Source organism: Lentzea indica, assembly GCF_012184385.1.
GTDB classification, from domain to species: domain Bacteria; phylum Actinomycetota; class Actinomycetes; order Mycobacteriales; family Pseudonocardiaceae; genus Lentzea; species Lentzea indica.
Genome location: NZ_VSRL01000064.1, coordinates 1 through 18,856, shown reverse-complemented (window position 1 = coordinate 18,856; position 18,856 = coordinate 1). Strand labels below are relative to the sequence as shown.

Sequence of the window (18,856 nt, the reverse complement as noted above, 5' to 3'; positions counted from 1 at the left end):
CCTGGGGATGCCCCGGCCGTGTTGGGTGATCTCGCCGCTGAGCTCACCCAGCACCTGATCGGCCTGCCGCTGGACTACGGCACGACCATCGAGCACATCGCCGCCCTGCTGGCCGCTGAGCCGCGCAACCGCGCGAACATCAGCGCCGTGACGGCCGTGATCGTGAACGACGCACTGGGCGATCCGTTCCGCGAGACTACGGCGAATCGTTGGCGCAGCAGGATTCCCGCGTGGGTTGCGCCACCGATGGTCGGCGTGACCGTGCGCCGAATGCTGTCGCTCGGCGTGCTCGTGTCGACCGGCCGCTACGTGCGCTCGACTGACAGCAAGGGCAAGAACGGCGGAAAGTTGATGCCGGTCTACGCGCTCAACCTCACCGCCCCGGAGCTGCTATCCAGTCGCGCCGAGGAATCCGGTCAGGCCGTGTCCGCCTGATCTGACGCGTTCACCGCGTCGCTGTCTTCGTTGCCGCGCACCGCTGCGCGGCCATCTCGTGCTGTCTGCACATCGCTTTCGTTGGGGGAAGAGTTCCGTGGCACGCGACCACGCCCGTATCTACCTGTCCATCTGGAACGACCAGGACTTCATCAACCTCTCCGCGCTGGCCAAGCTCATGTTTGTCCAGCTGCTCACGCAGCAGAAGCTGACCTACGCCGGGGCGCTGGACGTCTCGGTGAAGCGCTGGACTCGCTCGCACCCGGATCAGGACGCCGACGCTGTCAGGGCCGCGCTCGCCGAGCTCGACGCCGCGCGCTTCGTGGTGATCGACCACGACCGGGACGAGCTGTTGGTCCGGTCGTTCATTCGGCGCGACGAGCTGTACAAGCAGCCGAACATGCTGCGCGGTGCGCTGCGCACGGCGTTCGACATCGAGTCGCCGCTGCTGCGCCGGGCACTCGCGGTCGAGCTGCGCCGCCTCCCTGCCGAGATCACCGGTCCCGCCCCGGCCGTCGCCGCGAGGGAGCTGGAAGCCGGTGCGCTGGCGTTGCCCGCGTCGGTGAAGGCCGCGATGTCGGTGCGCGGCACGAGCCGCACAGCGCCAACCGCAGCGGAGCCGATCACCGAGGATCAGGCCGCGCCGCCGCTGGTCGAGGCCACCGCGAACCCTTCGCCGAACCCTTCCGGCATCCCTTCCGCGAACCCCTCGACGAACCCTTCCGCGAAGGGCCGGGGAGTAGGGAGTGGGGAGCGGGAGGCGGGAGAGTCCCGTTCTGCTGTGGTTGAGGAGCAAGGGGGTGTCCGCGCGCCTGCGCCCGCGCACGTGGGCGCCCGCCCACGTACACGCGAGGCAGGCCCCGCCGTCCCGGCCGCTTGCGCCGGCGTTGAGGAAAACCTCGAGCACGGCTCAGTGCGGCAGAAGCGCCGGGCCGAAGCCGAACGGCTGGTGACCACGTACTGCCCGCAGCAGCCAAGCCAGGTCCTCGACCGGCTTCGAGGCCAGGTGATCGGCCTGCTTCGCGACGGGATCGAGCCCGCGGTCATCGCTGAGGCCCTGAAGGTACTCGGCGAGGTCGTTCCGGCGGCCGAGATCACTCGCTACGACCTCGGCGCGGCGCGCTGGCACGCCACGGGAGAGTTGTTGCCCGAGTCAGTGCTGGGGGAGCTTCGCCAGCACGACGCGATCCTGCTCGGCGCGGTGGGCGACCCGTCGGTGCCGAGCGGAATTCTGGAGCGCGGGCTGCTGCTGCGGCTGCGCTTCGAGCTCGACCACCACGTGAACCTCCGCCCCGCCCGTCTCTACCCCGGCGTCCGCAGCCCGCTCGCGGACCCGCCGGAGATCGACATGGTGGTGGTCCGCGAGGGCACCGAGGGCCCGTACGCGGGCAACGGCGGTCTGCTCCGCAAGGACACACCGCACGAGATCGCCACTGAAGTCTCGATCAACACGTCGTTCGGCGTGGAGCGCGTGGTCCGGGATGCCTTCGCACGGGCGGCTGCCCGTCCGCGGCGGCACCTGACCTTGGTGCACAAGACGAACGTCCTCACGCACGCCGGCTCGTTGTGGTCGCGCGTCGTCGAGGAGGTCTCGCTGCAGCACCCGGACGTCACGGTGGCGTACCAGCACGTGGACGCGGCCACGATTCACATGGTCACCGACCCCGGCCGGTACGACGTGATCGTGACGGACAACCTGTTCGGCGACATCCTGACCGACCTCGCCGCCGCCGTCACGGGTGGCATCGGCCTGGCCGCGTCGGGAAACATGGACGTCACGAGGCGCAACCCGTCGATGTTCGAGCCGGTGCACGGTTCGGCACCGGACATCGCGGGCCAGGGCATCGCGGACCCGACGGCCGCCGTGCTGTCGGTGGCGCTGCTGCTCGACCACCTCGGTGAGCACGAGTCGTCGCGCCGGATCGAGGCCTCCGTGGCGTTCGATCTGGCGACCCGCGACCACCAGTCGCCTGGCGCGACCTACGCGATCGGTGACAGGCTCGCGGCTCTCGTGTCGTCGAACGTGCGCACGGGCTGAGTTTTCTCAGACGTTTTGAAGCCCCGGCCGGAAGTTTCCGGCCGGGGCTTCGGCGTTTCAGCGCTTGTTCAGAGCTGGCCGTGGGCCTCGCGCCAGGCGCGCTCCTTCTGGATCCACTCGTTGTCCTGCGGGAACTCGTCGATCGTCGGCACGCGGCGGATCTCGGTCTTGAAGCCGGGGCCGGTCATCGGCGCGCGCTTGGCCCACTCGATCGCCTCTTCCTTCGAGGAGACGTTGATGATGTAGAAGCCGTTGAACAGTTCCTTGGTCTCGCCGTAGGGGCCGTCCGTGACGACCGGCGGCTCGGTGGAGAAGTCGACGACGACACCCTCTGAGGCGTCAGCGAGACCTTCCGCGGCCAGCAGCACGCCGGCGCGGATCATCTCCTCGTTGTACTCGCCGACGGTCTCCAGCATCTTGTCGAAGTCGAACTCGCCCATGTTCTCGAAGGCCTCGTCGGTGGCGCGCATGATCAGGATGAACTTCATGGTGTGTCTCCCTGTTCGTCTCTCCGCTTGCTGACGTCCACAGGTCGAACAGGGCAGGCGACGGATCGACACGAGCCTCGAACTTTTTTGAAGTTTTCTGTTTTTGCAGGTCAGAGCGAGTCTGGCAGGTCGAAGGCCGCGAAGACCGCCGGAGACTGAAAGACCACGGTGTGCGCGACCAGTCCACCGACGACGGTGAACACCTGAAGCGTGTGCAGCCGGTGCACACCGTCGGCGTCGGGCGCGTAGGCGGCGACCGCGGGCTGACCGTTGGCCGCGGCCGGGATCATGCGCCAGCCGGTCCCGCGCATCGCGAACACCCGGCGGATGAACGAGCCGTAGTCGTCCCTGCCGAGGAACCACAACGGCACCGGCGGCATCTCCAGGATCGCGTCCTCGGTGAGCAGTTCGACGAGCGCCGTCACGTCGGCCGCCTCGAAGGCACGCACATAGGCCTCGACGGTCTGCCGCACGGCCGGATCGTCGGGTGGAGCGATCTCGTTCTCCGCCACGCCCGCGAGGCCCGCCCGTGCCCGTTGCAGCGCGCTGTTCACCGACGCGACCGAGGTGTCCAGCTGCCCTGCCACCTCGGCGGCGCTGAACGCCAGCACCTCGCGCAGCACCCAGACGGCGCGCTGGCGGGCCGTCAGCGACTGCATGGCCGCGACCAGGGCGAGCCGCAGACTGTCGCGTCGCACCGCGAGTTCGGCGGGGCCGAGGGCGTCAGGGAAGGGTTCCAGCCACGGCACCTCGAAGGCGGGCAGCAGCGGTGTCTCCGGATCGGTGCTCGCCGCGCCCAGCCCGGACGGCAGCGGCCGGCGCGCCTTGCCCTCCAACGCGGTCAGGCACACGTTGGTGGCGATCCGGTACAGCCACGTCCGGATCGACGCCTTGCGCTCGTCGTAGCGCTCGCGGGCGTTCCACGCCCGCAGCATCGTCTCCTGCACCAGGTCTTCCGCCTCGTGGACCGACCCGAGCATCCGGTAGCAGTAGGCCAGCAGCTCGGCGCGGTGCTGCTCGACGCGTGTCTCGAAGATCGTGTCGGTCATCGCGATGAGTATGCGGGGCCTCGCCGGTATGTAGTGGCATGAGCGATCTGATCGTCATCGAGTTCGTAACACTGGACGGCGTCGTCGAGGACCCTGACGGATCCGCGGGCACCCCTGCCGGGGGCTGGGCGTTCCGGCACGGTCCGGAAGCGGTGGCCGGCGACAAGTTCGGCCTCGGCCCGCTGCTCGACACCGGCGTCTTGCTGCTCGGCCACACGACCTGGGAGCTGTTCGCCAAGCTCTGGCCCGGCCGCACCGACGAGTTCTCCACCAGGATGAACAACATCCCCAAGCTCGTCGCTTCTCGCTCGCTGACCAGCGTGGACGGTTGGCAGAACTCGTCACTCGTCGAGGACGACCTGGTGGAGGAAGTGCGCAGGCGCAAGGCGCACCAGGACGTCATCGTCACCGGCAGCCTCAGCGTCGTGGACACGCTGGCCGGACACGGCCTGGTCGACGAGTACCGCCTCTTGGTGTTCCCGACGATGGCCGGTTCCGGGCAGCGGCTTCGGCTCTCCGAGGATCTGCACCTCGGCTCGGTGGAGCAGAAGGGGCGTGCGGCGCTCCTGCGTTACCGGGTTAGAGTGCGTGAGTCGTGCACGGGGGAAGTCCGGTCGAAGTCCGGCGCTGACCCGCAACGGTAGGTCCCTCACGGGGCGAGCCCGATTACCCGCACACGGCACAAGAGGAACTCCGACTCCTGCCGTGGACTGCGGGAAGGGACCAAGTGATCGGGAAGATCAGCGCGCTCGTCGGCGTGCTCGCCGTCAGCATCGTCGCGGGCGTGGCGCTCGGCCCGGTCGCGGTCCCGTTCGATGTGACCCTGCAGCTGCTGCACGCGGCCATCACAGGTGGAACCGTTCCCGCCGACCAGGCCGGGCAGTACCACATCGTCTGGGACATCCGGCTGCCTCGCGTGCTGCTGGCCGCGGTGGTCGGCGCGGGGCTCAGCACGGTCGGCGTGGCCATCCAGGCGATGGTCCGCAACGCGCTGGCCGACCCGTACGTCCTGGGCATCTCGTCGGGCGCGAGCGTGGGGGCGACGGCCGTGGCGACGCTCGGCGTGCTGTCCGGTCTGGGTGTCTACGCGCTCTCGACCGGAGCCTTCCTCACTGGTCTCGGTGCCACAGCGCTGGTGTACATCACTGCGCGCACGAGCCGGGGCCTCACGCCGTTGCGGCTGGTGCTGACCGGGACCGCGCTCGCGTACGGCTTCTCCGCAGTGGCCATGCTGCTGGTGTTCCAGGCGCCGCACGGTGAGGCGGCGCGGGCGGCGATGTTCTGGTTGCTCGGCAGTCTCGGCGGGGCGAACTGGCAGTCGTTGCCGGTCGCCACCGCCGTGACCGCCGCCGGGATCGTCTACCTGATGACCAAGGCCCGGCAGCTCAACGCGCTGGCGATGGGCGACGAGACCGCGACCACGCTCGGCGTGGCGGTCAACCGGTTCCGCACGCACCTGTTCGTCGTCACCGCGGCCATCACCGGCGTGCTGGTGGCGGTCAGCGGCGCGGTCGGCTTCGTCGGGCTGATGCTGCCGCACCTCACACGCATGGTCGTGGGCGCCGATCACCTCAAGGTGCTGCCTCTCGCCCCAATCGCCGGCGCGAGCTTCCTGGTGTGGGTGGACGTGGCCGCACGGATGCTCGCGGCGCCGGAGGAACTGCCGCTCGGCGTCATCACGGCCGCGCTCGGCGTTCCGTGTTTCATCTTGCTGATGCGCCGCAAGGCGTACGTGTTCGGAGGACGCTGATGCGCGTCGAGCTCACCGGTGTCACCGTCCAGAACATCGTCGAGGACATCACGCTGCACGCCTCGAACGAGGTGGTCGGCATCGTCGGTCCCAACGGCAGTGGCAAGTCGACGACGCTGCGCTGCGTCTACCGCGCCCTGAAGCCGGACGCCGGCACCGTCCTGCTCGACGGCGAGAACGTCCACAAGCGACAGAACATCGCCGGGGTCCTCGCCGCCCTGACCCAGGAGTCGCAGGTCGAGTTCGACTTCACGGTGGCGGAGGTCGTGGAGATGGGCCGCCTGCCGCACGACCGCAACCCCGCTCACGATTCGCGGGTGGTGTCCGACGCATTGGCCACAGTGGACGTCTCGCACCTCGCGAATCGGAGCTTCCTCAGCCTGTCCGGCGGGGAACGCCAGCGCGTGCTGATCGCGCGAGCCGTCGCCCAGCAGCCGCGCGTGCTTGTCCTCGACGAGCCGACCAACCATCTCGACATCCGCCATCAGCTCGACGTCCTCTCGCTCGCGCGAGGGCTCGGCGTCACGATCATCACCGTCCTGCACGACCTGAACCTCGCTGCGTCCTACTGCGACCGGCTGTACGTGCTCGACGAAGGCCGCATCGTCGCCCACGGCACGCCCGCTGAGGTTCTCGTGCCCGAGCTGATCGCCAAGGTCTTCCACGTCACCGCACACGTGGTCGCCCACCCGACAACGGGAGTTCCACAGCTCCTGTTCGACCAGGAGGTCACCCCTTGAGAACCGCCATCGTCACAGCCACCCTGCTGCTGGTCTCCGGCTGTGGTGCCACGGTCGCGCAGGACGCCTCGAAGGCGGACCCCGTGACCGTCACGAACTGCGGTCAGCAGGTGACGTTCGACAAGGTGCCGTCCAAAGTGGTCACCAACGACACCGGCATCACCGAGCTGATGTTCGCGCTGGGCCTCAAGGACCGCATGGCCGGGTACGTCGTGGACGGCGACAACACCGTCGACCTCCAGACCTCGCCGTGGAAGGCCGACTTCGACAGCGCGAAGAAGCTCGCGGACAAGATCTCCAAGGAGGTCGTGCAGGGTGCCAACGCCGACCTCGTGTTCGCCGGCTGGAGCTACGGCTTCAGCGAGAGCAGCGGCTTCACCCCGGACGCGTTGAAGCAGCTCGGAATCGGCACCTACCAGCTGACCGAGGCGTGCCGCAACGGCGCGGGCAAGCAGCGCGGCATCATGCCCGCGCTCGACGCGCTGTACACGGACCTGCGCAACCTCGGGAAGATCTTCCGGGTCGAGGCCAGGGCGGAGGCGCTCATCAAGGGCTACCAGCAGCAGATCGACAACGCGGCCAAGGTGATGGCGGGCAAGCCGCGCCCGAAGGTGTTCCTCTACGACAGCGGCCAGGACCAGCCGTTCACGTCGGGCAGGAATGCGGCGCCGCAGGACGTCATCGGCAAGGCGGGTGGCGACAACATCTTCGGCGATCTCGACGACAGCTGGACCACGGTCAACTGGGAGACCGTCGTGCAGCGCGACCCCGAGGTCGTGCTGATCGTGGACTACGCCGACGGCGAGGCGAACACGCCCGCGCAGAAGCAGGCGTTCCTCGAGGGCTTCGCGCCGCTGCGGAACTCGCCGGCGATCAAGAACAAGCGCTTCTACGCCCTGCCGTACGCGGCGCTGGTCGAGTCGCCGCGCAACCCGGCGTCCATCGAGGCCTTCGCGAAGTACCTGGCTTCCGCTTGACCTCTGGTTTGGTCGAGGTCATAGCGTCGCTGCCATGATCCTGGTGACCGGGGCGACCGGAAACATCGGAAGCGTTCTGCTGGAGGAGTTGCGGGTGTGTGGTGCCGGGGCGGTGAGAGGGCGCACCAGGGACGTCGCACGAGCGAAGTTTCCGGCCGGGGTCGAAGCCGTCGAGGGAGACCTCACTCACGCGGGCGGCCTCGACCTGGCGCTCGAAGGTGTGCGATCGCTGTTCTTGTTGCAGGGCTTCGGCGCTGAAGCCGAGGTCCTCGAAGCCGCTCGGCAGGCGGGTGTGGAGCACGTGGTGCTCGTGTCGTCCATCACGGTCGAGACCCATCCACACCTGCCGGCCGCGCAGGCGAACCGGGCCGCCGAGGAGCTGCTGAAGGCCAGCGGCTTGGCGTGGACGATCCTGCGGCCGACGCAGTTCGCCTCGAACACCGTGATGTGGGCACCGTCCATCCGGGACCACGGCACCGTTCGTGCTCCCTACCCGGACACCGGACTTCCGGCCATCGATCCCTCGGACATCGCCGCGGTCGCACGGGCGGCGCTCACCGAGCCCGGCCATCGAGGCCGGATCCACCCGCTGTCCGGGCCGCGGCGCGTCACACCCCGCGAGCAGGTGGCGGACATCGCGGCCGCTCTGGGACGGGAACTGTCGTTCGTCGAGATCAGCCGGGAGGAGGCCCATCAGGAACTGGCCTCTCACCTGGGAGACGAGATCGCGGACGCGGTACTCGATCTCACGGGCGGCGACGTCAACGACGAGTTGCTGGCCGTGCGTGACACCGTCGAGCGGGTCACGGGCCGGCCGGCCACCCCGTTCTCACAGTGGGCCACGGAGAACGTCGCTGCGTTTCGCTGACCGCTCAGTACTGTCAGGCGTGTGGCAGTACTCAGCGTGACCAGATAGTGGGAGATTTCCTCCCGACGCTTGGTACGTCGTGCTGAGCTGTGGCAGCATCCCGGTCATGGCTCAGCACCTCGCCATCATTATCGACGAGCGCGTCGGGTAGTGCCGCCCCTGGCACCCGACGCGCAGACCTCTCGCATCCCGCGGGGGGTCTTTTTGTTTGTCCGGATGAGGAGATGACCCCGATGGCCGGCCCTAACGACGAGTTCCACGTCTACGACACGACGTTGCGCGACGGCGCACAACGTGAGGGCATTTCGTACTCCGTCACGGACAAGCTGGCGGTTGCGCGGCTGCTGGACGGGCTCGGCGTCGGGTTCATCGAGGGCGGCTGGCCCGGCGCACTGCCCAAGGACACCGAGTTCTTCGCCCGCGCGGCGGCCGGTGACCTGGAGCTCAAGCACGCCAAGCTGGTCGCGTTCGGCGCGACCCGCAAGGCCGGGGTCAAGGTCGAGGAAGACCGGCAGGTGAAGGCACTTCTCGACTCGCAGGCACCGGTCGTGACGCTCGTCGCGAAGTCGGACCTGCGCCACATCGAACGCGCGCTGCGCACGGACACCGACGAGAACCTCAGGATGGTGCGCGACACCGTCAGGTTCCTCAAAGACCACGGCAGGCGTGTTTTCCTCGACGCCGAGCACTTCTTCGACGGCTTCGCGTTCTCCCCGGACACCTCGCTGCGCGTGCTGGAGTCCGCTGTGGAGGGTGGCGCGGACGTCGTCGTGCTGTGCGACACGAACGGTGGCCAGCTCCCGCTGGGGCTCGCCGAGACGGTCGCCGGCGTGATCGAGAAGACCGGTTTCCGAGTAGGAATCCACTGCCAGGACGACACGTCCTGCGCCGTGGCGAACACCCTCGCGGCCGTTCAGGCGGGCGCGACGCACGTTCAGTGCACCGCCAATGGTTATGGCGAGCGAGCAGGCAACGCGGACCTGTTCGCCGTCGTGGGAAACCTCGTGACGAAGCTCGGCATGGAGGTGCTCCCGACCGGGGCACTGGCCGAGCTCACCCGTGTCTCCCATGCGTTGGCCGAGATCGCGAACATCGCACCCGACACCCACCAGGCCTATGTCGGGTCGTCAGCATTCGCTCACAAGGCGGGTCTGCACGCGAGCGCGATCAAGGTGGATCCGGAGCTGTACAACCACATCGATCCGGACATCGTCGGCAACGACATGCGGGTGCTGGTCACCGAGATGGCCGGTCGGGCGAGCCTCGAACTCAAGGGACGTGAGTTCGGGCTCGACCTGGCCGGCCGGTCAACCGAGGTCGGCAGCGCTTTGGCGCGCGTGAAAGACCTGGAGGCGAAGGGCTGGTCGTTCGAGGCGGCCGACGCGTCGCTGGAGCTCTTGCTGCGCAAAGAGCTGTCCGAACTGGACGGTCCACCTCCGTTCACGCTGGAGTCCTACCGGGTCGTGCTGGACCACCGCTCGGACGGCGAGATCGTGTCCGAGGCCACGGTCAAGGTGCACGTCGCGGGGGAGCGGGTCATCGCGACCGCCGAGGGCAACGGCCCCGTGCACGCGCTCGACGCGGCGCTGCGCAAGGCGTTGCTGCCGCACCTGTCCTGGTTGGACACTGTGGAGCTGGCCGACTACAAGGTGCGCATCCTCACCGAACATCCCGGTACGGACGCTGTGACGCGTGTGCTGGTCGAGTCGACCGACGGCGAGCGCGAGTGGACCACCGTGGGTGTGCACGGCAACATCGTCGAGGCATCCTGGCTCGCGCTGTGTGACGCGCTCGTACACAAGTCGCTGCGTGGCCTGTTGCGCCCTTGACGCGCGGCCAGCGCTCCCTCCGGGCGCAACACCTCGATTGGCTGGTTACTCGTAGACTGACACAGTGCGTATTGCCCGTATCGCTCATCCGCAAGGCGTTGCTTTCGTCGCTGTTCACGGTGAGGAAGCCGCAGAGATCGCCGAACACCCCTTCGGCACGCCCACGTTCACCGGCCGCAAGTGGCCGCTGGCCGACGTCAGGCTGCTGGCGCCGATCCTGCCGACCAAGATCATCGGCATCGGCCGCAACTACGCCGACCACGCTGCCGAACTCGGCAACGAGGTGCCCGCGGAACCGCTCGTGTTCCTCAAGCCGAACACCTCGGTGATCGGGCCGAACGTCGAGATCAAGATCCCGGCAGCGTCCGAGCGCGTGGACTTCGAGGGCGAGCTGGCGGTCATCATCGGCCAGCCGTGCCGGGAGGTGCCGAAGGCCAAGGCGATGAGCGTGGTGATGGGCTACACCATCGCCAACGACGTGACGGCCCGCGACCTGCAGAAGAAGGACGTGCAGTTCACGCGTGCCAAGGGTTTTGACACGTTCTGCCCGCTGGGTCCGTTCATCGAAACCGAGTTCGACCCCACCGACGTCCGCGTCGTCACCGAGGTTGACGGGGAAGTCAAACAAGACGGCCGTACTTCGTTGATGGTGCACGACATTCCGAGCCTCATCGAGTACGTGTCCGCCGTGATGACGCTGCTGCCCGGCGACCTGATCCTGACCGGAACCCCGGCCGGCGTTGGGCCTATCAGGGCCGGACAGACCGTCTCCGTGACTGTGGACGGCCTTGGCACGCTCACCAATCCGGTCGCAAATAGGTAGCCGTACGGAGCAATCCGGCGTCCGGCAGGTTACGCACCTGGGTACCCGCTAGTAACTTCCCGGTGTCATGACGGACCTGGCGTCCACCCGTGTGCTGCTCGTCGACGGTTCGCAGCTCATCACCGAGGGGCTGCGGATCTCGCTGCACCGCACGCACTGCTTCCGCGTTGTGGGTATCGCCCACACCGTGGCCGACGCTGCGCGCTGTCTGCGCAGCGTCCTGGTGGACCTGGTCGTCACGGATTTCGACGTGCCGGGCGCCGGACCGCTGCGCACCGTGCGGGACACGGCGCAGTACCGGCCGAGCGCCCGTGTCGTCGTGCTGTCCAATGCGGACAGTCCGAGCTGGGCCCGCGCGGCGCTGGACGCCGGCGCGGTGGCCTACCTGCTGAAGACCTCACCCGTGGCCGAGCTGCTGCCGCTCATCTCGGCCGCGGTGCGGGGCGCGCCGGCCACGATCGACGCACGGCTGGGGTCGCTGGCGCGTCTACCGGCGCGGATGCCTCCTCCTGCCTCGCTCGGCCAGCTGTCGGCGCGTGAGTTCGACGTGCTGGCCGAGATGGCGAAGGGGATGGACAACGCCCGCATCGCCCAGCGGCTCTTCATCAGCAACGACACCGTGAAGACCCATGTGAAGGCGATCCTGCGCAAGCTGGGCGCTCGTGACCGCGCCCACGCCGTGGCGATGGTGCTCGGCGAGTCGTCCGAGGCCTTCGTCACGACCTGACGATGGTCTGCGGGGCCCTCCGCGCGAAGTCCGGCGCGTGCTCAGGGCGTGGCCCGATCGCGATCACGTAAGCCGGAACGGCCTGCAGCCACGGGAATCGCTGCGCCAGTGCGAGAGGCTTCGGCACTCCTGGGCTGGAGACCGTCTCGGTGCTGTTCAGCTTCCTGCCGAGGAACAGGCGGTGGATGACCCGCTGCAGCGTCTGGATCACGACGGTCGGGAACAACCGGCGCCTGCGCACCTTCGCGAGCACGCTGCTCGTGACCTTGCCTTCCCGCAGCGGCTTCGCGAGCAGCGTGGCAGCCGCGACCGCGTCCTGCACGGCGAGGTTGATGCCGACGCCACCGACGGGCGACATCGCGTGCGCCGAGTCGCCGATGCACAGCAGCCCGTCCACGTGCCAGCGCCGCAACCTGTCGAGCTTCACGTCCAGCAGCTTGACCTCGTCGAGATCCGTGATGTGGTCCACCCGGTCCGCGAGCCACGGCACGAGCGTCTGCACACGTTCCCGGAACTTCTCGACGCCTTCGCGCCGCATCAGCTGGTCCGTTCCCTTGCGGATCAAGAAGGCGCACTGGAAGTAGTCGCCGCGCGGGATGAGCACGAGCGCACTGCCGGCGCTGAACCTCCCGGCGCCGCCCTTGACCGGGTCGCCCTCGTTGCGTGGCAGGCGGAACCACCACACGTCCATCGGCGCGCCGAACTGGTAGATCGGCAGGTTCACCGCCTCGCGCAGGATCGAGCCCCGACCGTCCGCCGCGACGACGAGGTCCGCGGCGATCTCGCCCTCGTGACCGTCGGCGCGGTCGCGGTACTTCACGCCAGTGACCCTGTTGCCGCTCTTGGTAATCGCCGTGACCTCGGCGTTCATCCGCAGCGTGAACGTCGGCTCCAGCTTGCCCGCGTCCGCCAGCAGGTCGAGGAAGTCCCACTGCGGCACCATCGCGATGTGCTTGTGCGCGCCGGGAAGCCGGCTCAGGTCGCCGATCACGGCCCTGGCACCGCCCTCGAGCATCGCTTCCATCTTGTCGACCTTCTGGTGCGGCACCTGCTCGAACGCCGGCCCGAGCCCCAGCTCGTCCATCAGCGTGAGCGTCGACGCGTGCACCGTGTCGCCGCGGAAGTCGCGCAGGAAGTCGGAGTGCTTCTCCAGCACCGTGACCTCGACGCCACCGCGCGCCAGGAGCAGCCCCAGCACCATCCCCGCAGGTCCGCCTCCGACGACGACGCAGGTTGTCCTCTCCATGATGATCCCCTCTTTTCAACCGTTGTTGAATAAACTCAGCATGCTCGTGATCGCCGCGTGCGTCAAGCGGAGTTCCGAGTGGCGTGGCTCTCCCGGCTTACAGGTCCTCTGTGGACGGTCTGGGAAACCAGGCCTCGAAATGGTTGCGGCAGATGTGGAACACCGCCGTGCGGGCTATGGTGTCGCGCCCGCGGAACGGCCTGTTCGGGCTGTGCCGGCCGAGTTGCCGAACAACACTCGACCGGGTGATTGCATTCGGCGCTCGGAGGAGCCTCACTAGGTCGTTCGGGGCCTCAAGGTCCGCTTGATCGTGCAAGGACCCACAGGAATCACCTCGTTAGCCGAATCGGACGAGGCCCCCTCGCACCTAACCTTCCGGGGTGACAACTGCGTCCCCGACTTTCACGCGTAAGAGAACCGGCGAGATCCGCGCTGTGTGCCTGGACGTCGACGACACACTTGTCGACTACAGCACTTCTTCGCGCGCCGCGTTGGCCTCGATGGTCGGTAACGCCGACGCCTGGTCGTTGTGGCAGCGAATCACCGACGACCACGTGACCCGCCAGCTAGCCGGTGAACTTCAGTACGAGTCGATGCGCAACATCCGCACACAGGCCTTCTTCGCCGCTCTCGGCGAGGAGCTGACACTGGAGGAATCGACCCGCCGCGAGGTCGCACGCCAGGAGGTCCTGTCGGCAGGCTGGTGCCTGTTCCCCGACGTGATCCCGATGCTCGACTGGTTGCGCGCGACGGGCCTTCCCATCGCCGCGATCAGCAACGCCTCCGGCCGCCACCAGCGCGTGAAGATCGCCCAACTCGGCCTGTCCGAGTACTTCGACGCGGTCCTGATCGCCGGCGAGGTCGGCTGCGCCAAGCCGGACCGCGTGATCTTCCACACGGCGTGCCTCGCCCTGGGCGTCTCGCCCGGCGACACCGTCCACGTGGGAGACCGCCTGCACGCCGACGCCATCGGCGCGCGCGACGCCGGGATGCACGGCGTCTGGATCAACCGGACAGGTCCGACCGGCGGCACGTTGCCCGCCGGACTGTCCTCGATCACGTCGCTGGCGGAACTGCCGGAGCTCCTCGTGTGCGAGCTCTCCACCGCCTCAGCCTGACGCCCCGTCGGATCGGCCGCCGGATGGTCGTCGGATCGGTCGTTGGATCAGCCCTGAGACCGGCCCTCACCTGCTCGTTTGCCCGCAGGTGGGGGCCGATTTCACTTCTGGTGGCCGCGTGGTCTAGTATTTCTCACGGCAGCAACGAGGGCCTCGGAACTCCTTCGGGACACCGAAGTCGATCGTGAAAGCCAATGGGGTATGGTGTAATTGGCAGCACGACTGATTCTGGTTCAGTTAGTCTAGGTTCGAGTCCTGGTACCCCAGCTGCTACGGAAGAACTGCCCTCGGGCAAGCTTTCGGAGCTGGTAGCAAGAAAAAGAACTGAATAGCCGGATTTGGACCGGACAGAATGATCTGATAAGGTTCAACGGCAAGAAGTTCTAGGGCCCCGTCGTCTAGCGGCCTAGGACGCCGCCCTCTCAAGGCGGTAGCGAGGGTTCGAATCCCTTCGGGGCTACAGAGGTGGTTGAGGCCTGTCAGCGGAAAGCGCTGACAGGCCTCATTCGCATTGTCTTCTAGGGGCCGAGCCCCCAGACCCCCAGCCGGCGGGGCTTCGCCCCCCGGACCCCCCGTAGGTTGAAGCCATTGTTGTGGGTGGGGCTTCGCTTCGCTCGCCACCGGGGGTTGAGGCTTCGCTTCGCTTGCCATTGGGCTTCGCTTCGCTCGCCGGAAGTAAGTGTGGGGGCGGGTTAGTGGTGGTTCTTGGAATGAACTCGTATGTGGTGACTAGTCGGTGGTTTGGATTGACGTAGTGCGCTGCGCCACATCTTGGCTGGTGTCTCTACAAGAGTCCTGGGCCGCCCTGACGCGATAGTCGCTGTGGGTGTGGAACGAGAACTTCTGTCCGGCTTGCTATCCGTGCGCTTCCACGGTCAGGCGCAGCCCTTCGGGGACTGGTCGCTGCGGCAGGCCCGGAACGATGTGCTGGTCGCCTTGGTCGCCCAGGGGGCGGCCGTTGGCGTTTGAGATGCGACACGCCGCACTGGTCCGCGCGACACGCGGTGCTGCCATGGCTCACGTGTGGCCTTTCAGGCTGCCGGCAGTCGCCACCGCGCTCCTGTTGTCGGCGAAGTCTCGTGATGGTGGCCACGATCTTGGAGGGCGGACGCGGCGGCCGTTGAATCCCTCTGGCGGCGATCATCCATCTGACACCACGGGCCGCCTCCCGGTGTCCGAGGACTCGCTCTGGCAGAGCGATCACCAGGCCGTCTCCCAGCGCCCCGTCGAATCCCTCTGCGGCGGGCCGCCTCTCGGCGTCCGTCGAATCCTTCTGGCGGCGATCACCCGTCTGTTGCCGCCGACCGACTCCTGGCGGCCCGGCTGGCAGCGCCGAGGATCGTTGGGAGTTCGAGGCGGCCGTCCTGTCGGGCGGTTGGTGGGGGGTTAGAGGCGGCTTTGTAGGGCCTCGGCTGCTACTAGTAGGTCGGCTGCCCAGCGGGCTCCTGGGCGGCGGCCCATGCGGTCGATGGGGCCGCTTACGGAGACTGCTGCCACCACTGCGCCTGAGGAGTCTCGGACCGGGGCTGAGACTGAGGCCACGCCGGGTTCTCGTTCGGCGACGCTTTGTGCCCAACCTCGGCGGCGGACTTCCAGGAGGGTGCGTTCGCCGTAGACGGCGTCGGCCAGGACGGCGCGTTGGGTGCCTGGGTCTGCCCATGCGGCAAGGACCTTCGCGCCCGAGCCGGCGGTCATGGGCAGGCGCGCGCCGATGGGAACCGTGTCGCGCAAGCCTGAAGGAGGCTCGGCGGCTGAGACGCAGACGCGTTGCATGCCGTCGCGCCGGTACAGCTGCACGCTTTCGCCTGTGATGTCGCGCAGGCGCGGCAACACGGAGGAAGCCGCGTCCAGCAACGGGTCCGTTGCGCCGCCGGCCAGTTCGGCGAGAGCCGCGCCTGGACGCCAGCGGCCGTCGGAGCCTCGGCGCAGCAACCGGTGCACCTCCAGGCCCACGGCCAGGCGGTGCGCGGTCGCTCGTGGAAGGCCGGTGCGATTGCACAACTCGGCCAGGCCACACGGATCTTTTGCTACGGCGTTCAACACGGCCACTGCCTTGTCCAGCACGCCGATCCCGCTATGCTGTCCCACAAGCCGATACTAACTTCCCAGACAGTGAGAAGTCCAGATCTGTCGGCACGTCCATAATGTGGGAGATGTCGCGATGAGCCGCACGCTCGCGGAGAAGGTGTGGGAGGCACACGTTGTGCGCCACGGCAGTGGTGCGGAGCCGGACCTGCTCTACATCGACCTCCATCTGCTGCACGAAGTCACCAGTCCTCAGGCGTTCGACGGGTTGCGTCTGGCAGGGCGCCCGCTCCGTCGTGCCGATCTGACGATCGCCACCGAGGACCACAACGTCCCGACCGTCGACATCGACAAGCCGATCGCGGATCTCGTGTCGCGCACGCAGGTCGAGACGCTTCGCCGCAACTGCGCGGAGTTCGGCGTGCGGCTGCACCCGATGGGTGACCTGGAGCAGGGCATCGTCCACGTGGTGGGCCCGCAGCTCGGCCTCACGCAGCCCGGCATGACGGTTGTTTGCGGTGACAGTCACACGTCCACGCACGGCGCGTTCGGCGCGCTGGCGTTCGGCATCGGCACGTCCGAGGTGGAGCACGTGATGGCGACGCAGACGTTGCCTTTGCGTCCGTTCAAGACGATGGCGATCAACGTCGACGGCGAGCTCGGGCCTGGCGTCACGGCGAAGGACATCATTCTCGCGGTCATCGCGAAGATCGGAACCGGTGGCGGACAGGGCTATGTGCTCGAGTACCGCGGCCGCGCGATCGAGAACCTCTCGATGGAAGCGCGCATGACGGTCTGCAACATGTCGATCGAAGCGGGCGCGCGCGCCGGCATGATCGCACCGGACGAGACAACTTTCGACTACATCAAGGGCCGTCCGCACGCACCGTCCGGCGCGGACTGGGACGCGGCCGTCGCCTACTGGAAGACGCTGCGCACTGACGACGACGCGACTTTCGACGCCGAGGTTCACATCGACGCCGACGAACTGACGCCGTTCGTCACGTGGGGCACGAACCCGGGGCAGGGTCTGCCTCTGAGTGCGAACATTCCCGACCCCGAGCAGATCGTGGACGAGAACGAGCGCGTGGCCGCCGAGAAGGCGCTGACGTACATGGGCCTGGAGCCCGGCACGCCGCTGCGCGACATCCACGTGGACACGGTCTTCCTCGGTTCGTGCACGAACGGGCGCATCGAGGACCTGCGCGCCGCCGCGGACGTCATCAAGGGAAAGCACGTCGCTTCTGGAGTACGGATGCTGGTCGTGCCCGGTTCGATGCGGGTGCGCAAACAGGCCGAGGAAGAGGGCCTGGACAAGGTGTTCCTCGACGCGGGCGCCGAGTGGCGGCAGGCCGGCTGCTCGATGTGCCTTGGCATGAACCCGGATCAGCTCGCGCCCGGCGAGCGCAGCGCGTCGACCTCCAACCGCAACTTCGAGGGCAGGCAGGGCAAGGGCGGCAGGACGCATCTCGTGTCTCCGCTCGTCGCCGCTGCCACGGCCGTGCGCGGCACCCTCTCGGCCCCCGCAGACCTGGAGAACTGACCATGGATGCCTTCACCACCCACACGGGCGTCGGTGTGCCGCTGCGCAGGTCCAACGTGGACACCGACCAGATCATCCCGGCCGTCTACCTCAAGCGCGTGACCCGCACCGGGTTCGAGGACGGGCTCTTCGCCGCCTGGCGCGGTGACGAGCACTTCATCCTCAACCAGGAGCCCTTCAAGGCGGGCAGCGTCCTCGTTGCGGGCCCCGACTTCGGCACCGGATCCTCTCGGGAACACGCCGTCTGGGCGTTGATGGACTACGGCTTCCGCGTGGTCGTGTCGTCACGTTTCGCCGACATCTTCCGGGGCAACGCCGGCAAGCAGGGCCTCGTGGCGGCGCAGTGCAGCCAGTCCGATGTCGAGCTGCTGTGGAAGCTGCTCGAGGCGGAGCCCGGCACGCCGGTCACCGTGGACCTCACCGACAAGACCGTTCGCGCCAAGGACTTGGTTGCCCCGTTCGAGATCGACGACTACACCCGCTGGCGCCTTCTGGAAGGGCTCGACGACATCGCTTTGACGCTGCGCCACGAGGCCGAGATCAGCGGATTCGAGGCCAATCGCCAGACTTGGTTGCCCACAACGGATCCGCTTCCAGCGGTCTGAGAGGGGGCCGGATTCTCCCCTTGAGAGGGGCGAATCCGGCGCCTCCTGTCCCTCGAAGGGGCGCAATTAGCCACGCCACAACGAAAATTTTGGCGTGGCGATTGGTATTTCTTGCGTTTTGGGCCTACCGTTGCGTTCTAGTCGGCCCGACGCTAGGGCCGTGAGCGTCCTGGGAGGGACTGGAAGTGAACAAGGCCCAGCTCATCGAGGCGCTCGCCGAGCGCCTGGGAGACAAGAAGACCGCGGGTGCTGCTGTTGATGGCCTCGTCGATGTGATCGTGCGAAGCGTCAACAAGGGCGAGAAGGTCAACATCACGGGCTTCGGCGTCTTCGAGAAGCGCGCCCGTGCGGCTCGCACCGCGCGCAACCCGCGCACGGGCGAGACCGTGAAGGTCAAGAAGACCAACGTGCCCGCGTTCCGCCCCGGCTCGACGTTCAAGGACGTCATCAGCGGTGCGAAGAAGCTGCCGAAGGCTGTTGCCGCCAAGGCTGCTGCCAAGCCGGCCGCTGCTGCCGCTGCGAAGCCCGCGGCCGCGAAGGCGCCTGCCACCAAGGCGGCGACCACTCGCGCGACCACGACCGCGCTGACCCGCCC

The 18,856-nt window shown here is 67.8% G+C and carries 18 protein-coding genes and 2 tRNA genes; 16 read left to right on the top strand and 4 right to left on the bottom strand.

Annotation, left to right across the window (positions count from 1 at the left end; translation table 11 throughout):
• Nucleotides 1-18: 18 nt before the first annotated feature.
• Together FXN61_RS19210 and FXN61_RS19205 are read left to right on the top strand one after the other, a co-directional pair.
• Nucleotides 19-435 (top strand): hypothetical protein, encoded by a 417-nt coding sequence (locus FXN61_RS19210; protein WP_167975429.1) that lies wholly within the window; start codon nucleotides 19-21, stop codon nucleotides 433-435.
• 1,006 nt (nucleotides 436-1,441) lie between these two features.
• Nucleotides 1,442-2,473 carry a 3-isopropylmalate dehydrogenase gene (locus FXN61_RS19205; protein ID WP_167975446.1) on the top strand — a complete coding sequence of 344 codons (1,032 nt, stop codon included), beginning with the start codon at nucleotides 1,442-1,444 and terminating at the stop codon, nucleotides 2,471-2,473.
• 68 nt (nucleotides 2,474-2,541) lie between these two features.
• Here the strand turns inward: FXN61_RS19205 and FXN61_RS19200 are convergent, their stop codons facing one another.
• Nucleotides 2,542-2,961: a YciI family protein gene (locus tag FXN61_RS19200; RefSeq protein WP_167975428.1), complete on the bottom strand. Its 420-nt coding sequence runs from the start codon at nucleotides 2,959-2,961 to the stop codon at nucleotides 2,542-2,544.
• Between the two features lie 110 nt (nucleotides 2,962-3,071).
• Complete coding sequence (locus FXN61_RS19195) at nucleotides 3,072-4,010, bottom strand: sigma-70 family RNA polymerase sigma factor (RefSeq protein ID WP_167975427.1); 939 nt, start codon at nucleotides 4,008-4,010, stop codon at nucleotides 3,072-3,074.
• A gap of 38 nt (nucleotides 4,011-4,048) precedes the next feature.
• Between FXN61_RS19195 and FXN61_RS19190 the strand changes: the two genes are divergently transcribed.
• The 8 genes from FXN61_RS19190 to FXN61_RS19155 all read left to right on the top strand — a co-directional run bounded on the left by FXN61_RS19190 (nucleotide 4,049) and on the right by FXN61_RS19155 (nucleotide 11,724).
• The gene (locus FXN61_RS19190; RefSeq protein WP_446684943.1) at nucleotides 4,049-4,654 is read left to right on the top strand and encodes a dihydrofolate reductase family protein; all 606 of its coding nucleotides are present in this window, start codon (nucleotides 4,049-4,051) and stop codon (nucleotides 4,652-4,654) included.
• Nucleotides 4,655-4,737: 83 nt separating this feature from the next.
• Nucleotides 4,738-5,760, top strand: a complete 1,023-nt coding sequence (locus tag FXN61_RS19185; RefSeq protein WP_312877851.1) for a FecCD family ABC transporter permease — start codon at nucleotides 4,738-4,740, stop codon at nucleotides 5,758-5,760.
• Complete coding sequence (locus tag FXN61_RS19180; RefSeq protein WP_167975426.1) at nucleotides 5,760-6,500, top strand: ABC transporter ATP-binding protein; 741 nt, start codon at nucleotides 5,760-5,762, stop codon at nucleotides 6,498-6,500. Before FXN61_RS19185 ends, FXN61_RS19180 begins: the two co-directional genes overlap by 1 nt.
• Nucleotides 6,497-7,477, top strand: a complete 981-nt coding sequence (locus tag FXN61_RS19175) for an ABC transporter substrate-binding protein (protein WP_167975425.1) — start codon at nucleotides 6,497-6,499, stop codon at nucleotides 7,475-7,477. The genes FXN61_RS19180 and FXN61_RS19175 overlap by 4 nt, the downstream gene beginning before the upstream one ends.
• Before the next feature lie 34 nt (nucleotides 7,478-7,511).
• Nucleotides 7,512-8,345: an NAD(P)H-binding protein gene (locus FXN61_RS19170; RefSeq protein WP_167975424.1), complete on the top strand. Its 834-nt coding sequence runs from the start codon at nucleotides 7,512-7,514 to the stop codon at nucleotides 8,343-8,345.
• 233 nt (nucleotides 8,346-8,578) lie between these two features.
• The gene (gene cimA, locus FXN61_RS19165) at nucleotides 8,579-10,174 is read left to right on the top strand and encodes a citramalate synthase (protein ID WP_246291744.1); all 1,596 of its coding nucleotides are present in this window, start codon (nucleotides 8,579-8,581) and stop codon (nucleotides 10,172-10,174) included.
• Nucleotides 10,175-10,238: 64 nt separating this feature from the next.
• Nucleotides 10,239-10,997 carry a fumarylacetoacetate hydrolase family protein gene (locus FXN61_RS19160; RefSeq protein WP_167975422.1) on the top strand — a complete coding sequence of 253 codons (759 nt, stop codon included), beginning with the start codon at nucleotides 10,239-10,241 and terminating at the stop codon, nucleotides 10,995-10,997.
• Between the two features lie 67 nt (nucleotides 10,998-11,064).
• A complete protein-coding gene (locus FXN61_RS19155) occupies nucleotides 11,065-11,724 on the top strand; it encodes a response regulator transcription factor (protein ID WP_167975421.1) in 660 nt (219 codons plus the stop codon).
• Here the strand turns inward: FXN61_RS19155 and FXN61_RS19150 are convergent.
• Nucleotides 11,714-12,970 (bottom strand): FAD-dependent oxidoreductase, encoded by a 1,257-nt coding sequence (locus FXN61_RS19150; protein WP_167975420.1) that lies wholly within the window; start codon nucleotides 12,968-12,970, stop codon nucleotides 11,714-11,716. The two genes, FXN61_RS19155 and FXN61_RS19150, sit on opposite strands and share 11 nt — an antisense overlap.
• A 380-nt stretch (nucleotides 12,971-13,350) precedes the next feature.
• On the opposite strand from FXN61_RS19150, the gene FXN61_RS19145 reads away from it, so the two are divergent.
• The 3 genes from FXN61_RS19145 to FXN61_RS19135 all read left to right on the top strand — a co-directional run bounded on the left by FXN61_RS19145 (nucleotide 13,351) and on the right by FXN61_RS19135 (nucleotide 14,548).
• Entirely contained in the window at nucleotides 13,351-14,088 is a 738-nt protein-coding gene (locus tag FXN61_RS19145) for an HAD family hydrolase (RefSeq protein ID WP_312877850.1), read from the top strand.
• Between the two features lie 195 nt (nucleotides 14,089-14,283).
• Nucleotides 14,284-14,355 (top strand) — tRNA-Gln (locus tag FXN61_RS19140).
• Between the two features lie 120 nt (nucleotides 14,356-14,475).
• Nucleotides 14,476-14,548, top strand: a tRNA-Glu gene (locus FXN61_RS19135).
• Between the two features lie 926 nt (nucleotides 14,549-15,474).
• Here FXN61_RS19135 and FXN61_RS19130 read toward each other — a convergent pair.
• Nucleotides 15,475-16,176: an IclR family transcriptional regulator gene (locus FXN61_RS19130; protein WP_167975419.1), complete on the bottom strand. Its 702-nt coding sequence runs from the start codon at nucleotides 16,174-16,176 to the stop codon at nucleotides 15,475-15,477.
• 73 nt (nucleotides 16,177-16,249) lie between these two features.
• On the opposite strand from FXN61_RS19130, the gene leuC reads away from it, so the two are divergent.
• From leuC to FXN61_RS19115, 3 genes are all read left to right on the top strand, one after another.
• Nucleotides 16,250-17,656: a 3-isopropylmalate dehydratase large subunit gene (gene leuC / locus FXN61_RS19125; RefSeq protein WP_167975418.1), complete on the top strand. Its 1,407-nt coding sequence runs from the start codon at nucleotides 16,250-16,252 to the stop codon at nucleotides 17,654-17,656.
• A gap of 2 nt (nucleotides 17,657-17,658) precedes the next feature.
• Nucleotides 17,659-18,261 (top strand): 3-isopropylmalate dehydratase small subunit, encoded by a 603-nt coding sequence (gene leuD, locus FXN61_RS19120; protein WP_167975417.1) that lies wholly within the window; start codon nucleotides 17,659-17,661, stop codon nucleotides 18,259-18,261.
• A gap of 185 nt (nucleotides 18,262-18,446) precedes the next feature.
• On the top strand, nucleotides 18,447-18,856 hold a 410-nt coding region (locus tag FXN61_RS19115; protein ID WP_167975416.1), incomplete at its 3' end, for an HU family DNA-binding protein.